13 protein-coding genes and 1 pseudogene are annotated in these 12054 nt (G+C 46.4%); all 14 read left to right on the top strand.

Annotation, left to right across the window (positions count from 1 at the left end; all coding sequences use genetic code 11):
• The first annotated feature begins 7 nt into the window (after positions 1 to 7).
• The 14 genes and pseudogenes from Q5873_RS08365 to Q5873_RS08300 all read left to right on the top strand — a co-directional run bounded on the left by Q5873_RS08365 (position 8) and on the right by Q5873_RS08300 (position 11927).
• Positions 8 to 775 carry an SDR family NAD(P)-dependent oxidoreductase gene (locus tag Q5873_RS08365; protein WP_028255267.1) on the top strand — a complete coding sequence of 256 codons (768 nt, stop codon included), beginning with the start codon at positions 8 to 10 and terminating at the stop codon, positions 773 to 775.
• A gap of 106 nt (positions 776 to 881) precedes the next feature.
• The gene (locus Q5873_RS08360) at positions 882 to 1700 is read left to right on the top strand and encodes a hypothetical protein (protein ID WP_288190370.1); all 819 of its coding nucleotides are present in this window, start codon (positions 882 to 884) and stop codon (positions 1698 to 1700) included.
• A 38-nt stretch (positions 1701 to 1738) separates the two neighbouring features.
• A complete protein-coding gene (locus tag Q5873_RS08355; protein ID WP_303060401.1) occupies positions 1739 to 2086 on the top strand; it encodes a YkvA family protein in 348 nt (115 codons plus the stop codon).
• 162 nt (positions 2087 to 2248) lie between these two features.
• Complete coding sequence (locus Q5873_RS08350; RefSeq protein WP_303060400.1) at positions 2249 to 2689, top strand: acyl-CoA thioesterase; 441 nt, start codon at positions 2249 to 2251, stop codon at positions 2687 to 2689.
• Positions 2667 to 3485, top strand: coding sequence for a glutamate racemase (gene murI / locus Q5873_RS08345; protein ID WP_288190369.1), 819 nt, complete (start codon positions 2667 to 2669; stop codon positions 3483 to 3485). The genes Q5873_RS08350 and murI overlap by 23 nt, the downstream gene beginning before the upstream one ends.
• A gap of 12 nt (positions 3486 to 3497) precedes the next feature.
• Positions 3498 to 4037, top strand: coding sequence for a hypothetical protein (locus Q5873_RS08340; protein ID WP_028255271.1), 540 nt, complete (start codon positions 3498 to 3500; stop codon positions 4035 to 4037).
• Between the two features lie 13 nt (positions 4038 to 4050).
• Positions 4051 to 4701 carry a coenzyme F420-0:L-glutamate ligase gene (locus Q5873_RS08335; RefSeq protein WP_028255272.1) on the top strand — a complete coding sequence of 217 codons (651 nt, stop codon included), beginning with the start codon at positions 4051 to 4053 and terminating at the stop codon, positions 4699 to 4701.
• A 59-nt stretch (positions 4702 to 4760) separates the two neighbouring features.
• Positions 4761 to 6434: a hydantoinase/oxoprolinase family protein gene (locus Q5873_RS08330; RefSeq protein WP_303060396.1), complete on the top strand. Its 1674-nt coding sequence runs from the start codon at positions 4761 to 4763 to the stop codon at positions 6432 to 6434.
• Positions 6435 to 6477: 43 nt separating this feature from the next.
• A complete protein-coding gene (locus Q5873_RS08325; RefSeq protein WP_303060428.1) occupies positions 6478 to 7824 on the top strand; it encodes a histone deacetylase family protein in 1347 nt (448 codons plus the stop codon).
• Positions 7825 to 7873: 49 nt separating this feature from the next.
• Positions 7874 to 8563 (top strand): annotated as a pseudogene (gene rph / locus Q5873_RS08320) (ribonuclease PH); the annotation flags it as partial.
• A gap of 30 nt (positions 8564 to 8593) precedes the next feature.
• Entirely contained in the window at positions 8594 to 9211 is a 618-nt protein-coding gene (locus Q5873_RS08315; RefSeq protein ID WP_276627196.1) for an XTP/dITP diphosphatase, read from the top strand.
• A 4-nt stretch (positions 9212 to 9215) separates the two neighbouring features.
• Positions 9216 to 9710, top strand: a complete 495-nt coding sequence (locus Q5873_RS08310; RefSeq protein ID WP_205088156.1) for a metallophosphoesterase family protein — start codon at positions 9216 to 9218, stop codon at positions 9708 to 9710.
• A 209-nt stretch (positions 9711 to 9919) separates the two neighbouring features.
• Entirely contained in the window at positions 9920 to 10702 is a 783-nt protein-coding gene (gene speD, locus Q5873_RS08305) for an adenosylmethionine decarboxylase (protein WP_028255277.1), read from the top strand.
• Between the two features lie 19 nt (positions 10703 to 10721).
• Positions 10722 to 11927, top strand: coding sequence for an NAD(P)-dependent malic enzyme (locus tag Q5873_RS08300; RefSeq protein WP_288190773.1), 1206 nt, complete (start codon positions 10722 to 10724; stop codon positions 11925 to 11927).
• Positions 11928 to 12054: the final 127 nt, after the last annotated feature.

Here is a 12054-nt window from a genome sequence, read left to right as displayed (position 1 = left end):
GATACGCATGCCAAGTATGAGTGATAACCAAGTTGCTTTAATCAGCGGCGGCACATCGGGCATCGGCTTTGCAACGGCGCAGCTGCTGCTCAAGGAAGGCTGGAGCGTAGCGATTAACGGACGCAATGAGCGCGACGGTCAAGAAGCGGTGGTTAAGCTTCGTCGTTTATCATCGCGCGTACGATTCGTGCAAGGCGATGTAAGTAAGGTCATGAACTGCCGGCGCATCGTGGAAGAAACAGTTCGCTTGTTTGGTACGGTAAGTGCGTTGGTAACGGCTGCCGGGTTTTATGAAGAAGAATTATTGGACAATGTAACGGAACAGGCTTTTGATGAAATGATCGGCACCAATGTAAAGGGGACGGTGTTTTTATGCCAAGCGGCAGCCCCGTATTTACGGCGTAATCACGGCAGTATTGTTACTATATCCAGTGATGCTGGCTTGCAGGGGAACGTTGCTTGTTCGGTATACGGTGCTTCGAAGGGGGCCATTGTAAGTTTTACGAAATCATTGGCATTGGAAATGGCACCGCATAGTGTGCGCGTCAATTGTGTATGCCCCGGTGATGTGGAAACATCATTAGTGGCAAAGCAGTTGGCACACAGTGAACAGCCTTTTGAGGAGGCGATGGAAGAGATGGCTATGCACTATCCGCTGGGGCGCATTGCTAAGCCTCATGAAATCGGTGAGGTGATTGCCTTCTTGCTTAGTGAAAAGGCATCGTTTGTTACCGGTGCGGCGTGGACCATTGATGGTGGATTAACGAGTTGGTAATCGACTTGATAATGTAGACAAATTGCAGTAGGCGTACTACAATAGATATATATACACTGCAACAACAATGTGAAGATAGGTACAAGTGTCGGAGGAGAAGATGCAGATGGAAGAAATGAAAGGCATGATGATGGAAGAAACGGCCATGACGGCAGAAGAAAGAAATAAAGAAGTAGAAAGCATTTGCCGTTGGGCAGCCGCCAGAGCCGGCGTATTAGCTATGGCACCTAAGTTCAGTACAACCGCATTAATTGCTAATGATACGTACATGGTAACGCGTATTGCACAGGCCTATGGTCATTCTCTGACCTCCGGCGCTATTGTAGGGTTTTTAGGTGCATTGGGCGGGAGCGTAGTAACAGCGCTGTTAACATCGCTGTTGAAAAATCCGAAGGTAAAAATTCCTGTAGCGGTATGTATGTCCTATGCGATTGGCAAGGTGGCGGAAAAGTGGATTGGCGACGGTATGCCGATGCCGGCTGATTTTTCTGAATACCAAGATAGATTGGCACAGATTTTTGATCATATTAAAACGACTGTGGAATCGTTGATGTCGAATCCGATGAAGGATACGCCGTTAGGTGACGAACGGCGGGATATGCTCGGCGAAGCCGGTGTGAAAAGTGATGAATTCTTAGGGTTAAATGTGAATTCCTTGACGGATATGGTAGGCAGTACTATCGGTGCTGTAGCAGGCTTGTTCGGCGGACGTTCCGGTTTGGCTGCGCTGATATCTCAGCTTGGTGACTCGGCCACTGCTTTTGGCAATACAAAGCATGCATTGCGCGGTATCGGTGCGTTACTTTTATCCATTTCCGAATCTGCTGCTTATTTTGTGAACAGTGCTACCGTGTCCTCCATAACGGCGGCCAAGTCCGTAGTGTTTGATGCAGCCGGTAAAGTGGGCCTTAAAAAGGAAGACTGAATAAGCAGTGAGTGGACGCGGAATAGGAGTTGACGCAAATGAATCCGTTAAAACTGGTTAAGTATGTAAAGTTTTTTTCGTCGGCCAAGTTTTTAGATTTTATGGGTAAGATGGGGAAAAATGTAGTGTTCCTTCGCAAGGCGATGGTATTGTTTTTCTGCTTTAAGGATCAGGATACCCCGAAGTATGTAAAAGCTATTATTGCCGGCGCATTGGGCTATTTGATTTTACCCGTTGACGGGATTCCCGATCGAATTCCCGGTTTGGGTTGGGTTGATGATGCGGCGGTTATCGCTTTGGCATTTAAGGCGGCCAGTCGTTATATCAAAGCATCACATCACGAACAGGCTAAAAAATATATGCCGTTCGGCGAGGATACGCTGTAATATAGACGGTACATATGCTGAAGTAATTCTCTGGAGTTGCTTCAGCATTTCTTTTGTCGATATGCCGGGATATGGACTGCTTTATTGACAGTCTATATAGAGTGCAGTAAAATGAACGTTGAATTATTTGTGTTTTAGAGAAGATGAAGAAAGGCAGGCAGTATGTTTACCACATCGTTACAAGTTCGGTTTTATGAGACGGATATGATGGAGGTAGCTCATCATACGAACCATTTGCGTTGGTTTGAAATGGGGCGTGTTGAATTCTTCCGCAGTTGCGGCATTAGTCTCTGGGACATGATGAATGAGGGAATCGTATTTCCTATTACAAAAGTCAGCTGTGAATATAAGGAACCGGCCCGCTTTGATGATATAATTACGGTGGAAGTGACGGTAGCAAAGCTAACGCGGGCACAATGTGTGTTTACTTATCGACTGGTACGTGAAGCAGACGGCGCACTTATCGCTACGGGGGAAACGCAGAACGTATTTATCGATAAGGAAACAGGCAAAATCATACGGTTGCCGGACGTGTTCTACAAGGCCATGGTAGCTAAGGCAGCGAAGAAGGAGGAGGCCCATGAACAAGGAGAAACAGATTGAGAGAAGCCGTTTGCCTATCGGCGTGTTTGACTCTGGTGTAGGCGGACTTACGGTGATGACTGTTATGCGTACCGTATTTCCCCATGAAGATTTTGTATATGTAGGAGATAACGCCAATAATCCGGTGGGCAATAAACCTAATGATGAAATCACCGATATTGCCGTTCGGATTGGTCGTTTTCTGGAACAGGTACCGGTTAAGCTAGCCGTAGTGGCTTGTAATACGTTTACAGTTGTCGCGTTAGATGAATTGCGTCGCCAATTGTCGTATCCGATTGTAGGTGTTTGCAAGGGCGTACATACGGCAATTGATATCAGCCCTCGCAAGTCCATTGCTATTATGGCTACCAAGGCGACTATTGATAGTCATAAGCACAAGGAATCAGCGCTGAAGTTTAATCCGAATGTGTCGGTATGGGAACAATCCTGCCCTGATTTAGCGCATATCATTGAAGAGGGGCATTTGACGGACGACATAGCGCGGGCGAAGGCTGAAGAGTATATTCAACCTATTTTGGAGGCCGGTGCGGATACGATTGTACTGGGCTGTACTCATTTCCCGTTTCTTAAACGATTGCTGGAGCGCATTACCGGTAATGATGTAGTGTACGTGGATCCGTCCTATGAAACGGCAACGGAAGTAAAACGTGTGCTAACGGAACAGCAGTTGTTAAACACTAAGCATACAACAGGCAAAATGGATTTATGTTTTACGAAGGATGTAGAGTTGGCATCGAAGATGGCATCTTGCTTGATTCCTCCGAAGGATTTTACGATTCGCAGTATTAAATTATAAGGAAGTGTTGCTATGTTTTTCTACACCTTAATCAATGTAGTCGTAACTATCGTCGTAATTATTGCGGCTCTCTACTTAGCGTTTCGCTTTTATGCGTGGCGCCAAGGCAACGAACGAATTGTTCTTATTACCAAACGCCGTACACCGTTTCAGGTAGAGGACTTGACCTTTAAAACGGTTACCTTAGTGTGCGATATTCCCTTTGTTAATCGCGGAAAGCAGAACGGGACGATTATGGATGTGTATCCGCGTCATCTGCTTCCTCAGGAACAGTTTGACAATGTGTCCATCGTGTCTTGGACGACGGATGCCAATCGCGAACGTCATGATGGTTATTGGGAATCTGTTATTATTGAACCTCGTAAAGGTGGTACTATTCGTTTGCGCGTCATCTTGGAAGGTAAGACCGGTAACATTCGCAAGGATGTAGTAGGCTTCCCGGATATGAGTATTGACATCGTATACCAGGTAGTGGGACGCAGTGATTGGCATATTAGTAAGCAACGAATTGTGTTGACTGCAGAAGAGTTGGCACAGGCTATGCGTCAGTAGAGGAGGAAAGACTATGGCAAATTTGGAATTAGTACCGATACATACTCGTATACTGACAGATAAGGACGATATTGTAGAAGCAATTGCTCATTATGCGAAGGATATTATCGGACCGGAAGATATTGTGTGTGTAGCTGAATCGGTAGTGGCCATTACGCAAGGGCACTTTACGCGACCGGAAGAACTAAAACCTACATGGCAGGCACGTTTCTTATGTCGCTTTGTACCGGCAGAAGGATCGATGAGCTCCGTGTATGGCATGCAGGCCGCTATGGAACTGGAAGGTAAGTGGAAGGTGATGGGTGCCTTTTTCATAGGTGCTATTGCTAAGCTGTTCCGAAAAAACGGTGTGTTTTATCAGTTGGCACGTCAAGCTTCTCTTACCGATGATGTAACGGGCACAATGCCTCCGTTCGATAAACATATCGTATACGGACCAAAGGAACCGAATCAGGTTGCCGAACGCATTGTACGCCGCACGGGATGCTACGGTGCCGTGGTAGCCGACGTAAATGATTTAAAACGTTCGGCGGTCCTTGGACATAGTCGCGGGATGGATCCGAAGAAGATAGCTCGTATTTTGATTGATAATCCGTTTGGTAACGATAGTCAGATGACACCGATTGTTGTCATTAAAAACTTTGCTGCCGTACAAGCGAAATAAAAGAGGCCCTATGGCCTCTTTTTGCGTAAGAAGAGAGTATATGAAACGAGGAGGCGCCAATGAAAGGACAACGAATCGGTATAGATGTGGGCGGTACCTTTACAGATGCCGTTATTTTAGAAGGCACACGGATTGTGGCATCCGCTAAACGTCGCACAACCAAACCGCGTTTTATGGACGGAGTACTGGCGGCGTTAGATGCAGTGATGGTGGGACGTAAGACAGAACATATAGAACGCGTTACCTTATCGACGACGGTCATTACCAATACGGTGGTGGAACATAAGGAAGAAGCGACAGACTTATATATTATTCCCGGTCCGGGGCGCAATATGTTGCATGCGTTTCCCGTAACACCGATTATTTGGAGCGGCTATACAGATCACCGCGGTGTGATGACGGCACCGACGATACCGAAGATAGAAAATCCGTGTGGTACTCGACGGGCTGCTATATCTGCAAAGTTTGCGGTACGGAATCCGCAGAGTGAAGAGAACGGTGCTAAGGTATTACGTGAAGTTGGCTACGAACAGGTGACGAAGGCGTCATCGCTCAGTGGTCGCCTTAATTTTCCGCGTCGCACGGTAAGTGCGTATTTCAATAGTGCCGTATATGGTGTGTTCGGTCAATTTATTGATAGTATCCAACAGGCACTTAAGGACAGAGGCATTACGGCACCGCTATATATTTTAAAAGCCGATGGTGGTGCATTACCGGTGATGCAATTGAAAGAGCGTCCGGTTGAAACTGTTTTTACCGGGCCGGCAGCCAGTGTGCTCGGCATGGAAGCGTTGGAAACAATACCGCAGGAACAAGCCGTTGCTCTTGATATCGGCGGGACGACTACGGACATTTCCTTGTGGGAAAACAGCCGACCGCTAATGGCACATGGTGGCGTGGCCATTCGCGAATACCCTAGTGCGGTACGCTCTTTTATGGTGCGCTCCGTAGGTATCGGCGGTGAATCGGCGGTACGTATTAGCCAAGACGGTTTGTTGACGGTGGGCCCGTTGCGATTGGGACCCTCGGTGGCGTTAGGCGGCAGTGTTCCTACTTTGGGGGATGCGCTCATAGTGTTGGGCTATGCAAGTTACGGTGATGTAACCGCAGCTAAGACAGCTATAGGCGAGTTAGCGGACGAATGGAATGCGTCGCATCAAGCGGATAGCGTATCGCCGGAAGCAATCGCACGTCGTATTGTAAAGCAGGCGGTGCAAACAATAAGAGACGGAATTATAGCCGCCGTGGACGAACAAAATAAGCGACCTATTTATGTCGTCAAGGATATTGTAGAAGCGAAAACATTTACACCGACAGTGGGGATTGCCGTCGGCGGCACGGCCCCTTCTTTGGCAAAGGCTCTTGAAAAGGGACTCGGTATTCCGGTTCAAATACCGTCAGCGGCAGCGGTAGCTAATGCAGTAGGTGCGGCGGTAGCTAAGGAAATTGTGGATATTACCGTACGAGTGGCTACGGAGACACACATGATGGTAATTCCCGAACTAGGAATACAAAGTCGTACTAGTTGTCGTAATTTAGAAGAGGTTCGGCAGCGAGCCGTGGAACATTTACTGGCCTATGCCCAAACGTTGGGAATCGCAGATACATCGTATGAGATTACCTATGAAGAAGAAGTACCTGTGGTGAAAGGTTGGCAGGATGTATTTTATAGTATTACAGTATGTTTGCAGTTACAGGCGGGGGTGACGGTTCATGTACAAGCCGAAGACTGAAGATATGCAAGGCAATCGAGTGGACAATGAGAGACATCCATCGATGATGGCAAGAGTAACCGGCGGGGACGGGAACGTGCCATTGGGATTGGTATTTTTTCCTGCCTTTGATTGGAAAATTTCTACCACGCATCCGGAACGACCGGAGCGATTATTATATACAAGGGATCAATTATTAGAGGAAGGTTTACTTGATCATCCATTTATTCGCGAATATAATCCTTTGGTTGCTTCGTGGCGATCCATTGAACGTGTGCATGTTGGTGCCCCATCGCTAGATGCATGGGTTACCGAAGCACATCGCGTATCGGCAGGTGGCGCTATTGCCGCAGCCGAAGCAGTGATGAGCGGTGAGGTAAAGAGGGCGTTTGCATTGGTTCGGCCGCCGGGGCATCATGCGATGACTATGGTCCATGGGATACGCGGATTTTGTACGATCAATATTGAAGCTGTTATGTTGGCGCATATTCGTCGTCATTATGGTATTCGAAAAATTGCCGTCGTCGATACAGATGTACATCATGGTGACGGTTCGCAGGATGTGTTCTATCACGATCCGGACACATTGTATATTTCCTTTCACCAGGATGGTCGGACGCTGTATCCGGGAACAGGATTCATGAGCGAGTACGGTGGTCCGCAGGCCATCGGCAGTACAGTCAATATTCCGCTACCGCCGGGAACGGGAGACGAAGGTCTACAAAAGGTATTGGAAGAATTGGTCATGCCTATATTGGCAGATTTTGGACCGGAATTAGTGATTAACTCAGCCGGACAGGATAACCACTTTAGCGATCCTTTGGCCAATATGCAAATAACAGCGAAAGGCTATGCCAAATTAGCGGATACATTGCAAGCGGATATTGCCGTACTGGAAGGTGGCTACTCTGTACAGGAAGCGTTGCCCTACGTAAATACCGGTATCATTTTAGCTATGGCCGGCCTCGATTACAGTGGTGTGGTGGAACCGGCTTTTGATGCGCAGCGGTATCGTCAAAAAGCAGATGTAACGGCATATATTGATGACTTGATTAAGCAGTGGCAACGCCAATGGCAGCAGCGTCGACAGATGCAGGCGGATTATCTTGTAGGTATGGGCGATTATTGGCATGAAACCCGACATCTCTATTATGATGAAACGGGTATTACAGAGCATCGGGAAGAGAAGATACGCCTATATCCGCAGCGCCTAGGGTGGCACAGTATATATTCATCCAGTCAAAGCGGTCCTTTCGGGAGTCAGCGTGTATATGCGATGTTTATTCCTTGGCAAGCAGATGAGATATGTCGAAGAGACGCTTATGATGAAGCGTTGCGTGCTAAAAAAGAGGGCAAGGCGACACGCTATGTAGTGGTAGACCCGATGAAGGATATACAGGAAGATATCTAGCTGTGGTATAATAAGAATGAAATAAGAAAAGATAGTAGGAGTGACATACATGCGCGTTGACGGTAGAGCACAGGCGGACATGCGTCCTGTAAAAATAACGAGACATTATACGATGCATGCGGAAGGGTCTGTCTTGGTAGAGTTTGGTAATACCAAGGTACTCTGCACGGCATCGGTAGAAAATAAAGTCCCTCGCTTTTTGAAGGGGGAAGGTAAAGGATGGATTACTGCAGAGTATTCCTTATTACCAAGGGCAACGGCTACTCGTACCAATCGAGAAGCGACGAAAGGGCGGCAGACGGGACGAACCGTTGAAATACAGCGCTTAATCGGACGGGCCTTGCGGGCTGTCGTGGATATGGAGGCAATCGGCGAACGTACCATTACCTTGGATTGCGATGTATTGCAGGCTGACGGTGGTACGCGTACAGCGGCTATTACCGGTGCGTTTGTGGCCCTGGTTGATGCAGTAGATAGCATTTACGGTGGCGTCGGTAAGTTCCCGGTAGAAGATTTTTGTGCCGCTGTATCCGTGGGAATCGGAGAGCAAGGACCGATTACGGATTTGTGTTACGCGGAAGACAGTGAAGCCGTTGTAGATATGAATGTTGTGCGCACCGGTCGCGGCAACCTAATCGAAGTACAGGGGACGGGCGAGCACGGCACATTTACCCGAAGAGAATTAGATACATTGATGGACATGGCCGAACAGGCAACAGAGGTGCTGTTTAAAGCACAGAAAGAGGCCTTGGGAATAACGGCTGACAAAATCGGTGCCGTATGTAATAAAGTAGTCTTGGCTACGCATAATCAAGGAAAAATTCGCGAGTTTAAAGCTGCGCTGTCCGAACTGGGCTTAGAGGCGGTTAGCATCGGTGAGTTATGCCAAGTCAATGAACCGGAAGAGACGGGTAAGACCTTTATGGAAAATGCCTTATTAAAAGCGCGCTATTATATGGAATTTTGTCGTCTTCCTTGTTTGGCAGATGATTCGGGTTTGGCCGTGGAGCCTTTACATGGAGCACCCGGCGTGTACTCGGCGCGCTATGCCGGAGAAAATGCAACCGATGAGGAAAACAATGAAAAGCTGCTCCGGGAGTTGGCCGATGTGCCTTTTGAAAAAAGTAAGGCTAAGTATATTTGTGCGTTAGCCTTGGTATATCCTGACGGTCGTTATCTGACGGCAAAAGGTGCCTGTGAAGGATTAATCCAAAAGGAAGCTAACGGCGAAGGCGGCTTTGGTTATGATCCGTATTTTTATGTTCCGGAGTTAGGTACGACGATGGCGGATATTTCTTTGGAAGAAAAGAATAAACGAAGTCATCGGGCATTGGCTCTGCGACTATTGGTGGATAAGCTACGTGCGGAGGATGCGACACATGAGTGAGGTGGTGCATCGTATCGGTATTATCAGCGATACCCACGGATATTTAAATCGGATTGACGAAGTGTTAGCTCATACGCGTTCTATGGGATTACGATTGTGGTTGCACGCCGGTGACTACGGTGATGATGCACGGTATATGATGGAACGAACCCGTGTTCCCGTCGTTGCGGTACGTGGCAATAACGATAGAGTACAGCCATTGGAACCGCGAGAACAATTGATTCCTTTTGAGGATACCTATATTTATATGACGCATGGTGACAGAATCAGACCGTATAACAGGGTACAAGAAATGATTACGTTAGCGCGCGGCATGGGAGCGACTCTAGCCGTAGCCGGTCACAGTCATCATCACGGTTCATTTGATGCGGGGGATTGTTTATTTGTAAATCCCGGTAGTCCGTCGTTACCGCGTGATGGATCGGGCGGAACATTTGCCGTTGCTGAATATGTAGACGGGCATTTTAAAGTAAAGTTTTATTATTTGCGCGATTTATGAGTAGGTAGGTCAAATAGATATAAGACCATGCTGTCAGGCAAAGAAGATAGTTAATATAGGATAGCATGTTGTTTTACAGAGATAGGGATTTATAATGACTGCCTGTCGTTTTATGAGTATATATAATTTTATAAATCGAAACTCTTGAATATATCGAAGAATTTCGCTATAATGAGTTTTGTATTGATAAGGAAGGTGTACATTACATCATGGAAACATCCGTTAAGCCTATAAAGAAAATGAAGCTCTATGGATTTAACAATTTGACAAAAACTTTAAGCTTTAATATTTATGACATTTGTTACACGCGAACAGAAGAAGAAAAGCGCCAATATATCGAGTATATTGACGAAGTGTATAATGCCCAGCGCTTGACGGATATCTTAACCGAAGTATCTCATATCATCGGTGCCAATATCTTAAATGTGGCCAAGCAGGATTACGATCCGCAAGGGGCGAGTGTTACGATTCTTATTTCCGAAGAAGAAGTACATAAGGAAGATGTTGTATGTCATTTGGATAAAAGTCATTTGACGGTTCATACCTACCCGGAAAGTCATCCGTATCGAGGTATCAGTACATTCCGTGCCGATATCGACGTATCTACATGCGGTCAGATTTCCCCGTTGAATGCGCTTAATTATTTAATTGACAGCTTTGATTCTGATATTATCAGTCTCGATTACCGCGTACGCGGTTTTACGCGAGATGTAGCAGGTAAGAAAATTTACATCGATCACCGCATCAATTCCATTCAGAATTATATTAATGCTAAAACAAAGAACCTTTATAATATGATTGATGTTAACGTATATCAGGAAAATATCTTCCATACGAAGATGATGCTTAAAGAGTACGACCTGAATAACTACTTGTTCGGCATTACCGAAGACGATTTATCCGCACGGGAACGCAAACATATTAAGCAATTGTTGAAGCAAGAGATGACAGAGATTTTTTATGGGAGGAATTTACCGACCTTAAAGCAATAAGCGATAGGAGGAATCAAACATGGACGTACGAGAAGAAGCAGTACAAAAGAAATTGGAATTGGGTGGCTTTTTAACCACGGGAACAAAGTATCCGTTAAAGGATTCTCATGATTTATCCGTTGCCTATACTCCGGGGGTTGCAGAACCGTGCTTGCGCATTAAAGAAAATGAAGAATTATCCTTTGATTTGACATGTCGCAGCAATATGGTTGCCGTAATTTCCGATGGTACCCGCGTACTCGGTCTTGGCGATATCGGTGCGGCAGCGGCTATGCCGGTTATGGAAGGGAAAGCGCTGTTATTCAAACGATTTGGTAATGTTGACTGCGTTCCTCTCGTTATCGACACCAAGGATCCGGAAGAATTCATTCATACCGTTAAATTGGTGCAGAAAAACTATGCCGGTATCAATTTGGAAGATATTTCATCCCCGAAATGCTATGAAATTGAAAACCGCTTAAAGGAAGAATTGGAAATTCCTGTATTCCATGATGATCAGCATGGTACTGCCATCGCTTGCTTGGCAGGTGTTAAAGCGGCCCTTCGTTTTGTAAAGAAGGACTTGTCCAAGGTTAAAATCGTAGTTAACGGTGCCGGGGCAGCCGGTGCTAATATTGCACGTCTTCTTTACTTAGCTGGTGCCCGTGATATTACCTTAATGGTAAGCTCTGGTGTACTTAATAAAAACTACAAACGCCTCGACTCCCTGCAGGCAGAAATGATTAAATTGTTAGGTCAGGAAGAAAAAACAGGTACGCTTGCGGAAGTGGCTAAAGGCGCTGACGTATTGTTAGGTGTATCGGCAGCCGGTGTATTCACCGAAGATATTCTTAAGAGTCTGGCTAAGGATGCTATCGTATTTGCTATGGCTAATCCCGTACCGGAAGCTATGTATGATGTTGCTAAGGCTTGTGGTGTGCGTGTTGCCGGTACCGGTCGCAGCGATGCTCCGAACCAGATTAACAATGTAAACGTATTCCCGGGCTTGTTCCGTGGTGCTATTGATGTACATGCGTCCAAGATTAACGATGAAATGAAATTGGCCGCTGCTGACGCATTAGCAGATTTGGTGGCTGATGAAGATCTTCGTGAAGACTATGTAGTAGCCAATGCATTTGACGAACGCGTTCCGTTGGCAGTAGCAAAGGCTGTTGCCGAAATGGCTATCAAAACAGGGGTAGCTCGTAAAGCACTCCCTGCCGAAGATGGCAACTATGGTAATTAATTGCTATAAAATATAAACCATAAAATATAAAATAGTGAAAGGCCACCGTGCAATCAATGATTACACGGTGGCCTTTCTGTATGCTTATAGGCTTGTATCACCATGCGGTGTACAGGCGCATGGGAAC

The organism is Veillonella magna, assembly GCF_959600285.1.
Taxonomy (GTDB): Bacteria; Bacillota; Negativicutes; order Veillonellales; family Veillonellaceae; genus Veillonella_A; species Veillonella_A magna.
This window is presented reverse-complemented; position numbering and strand designations above follow the sequence as displayed.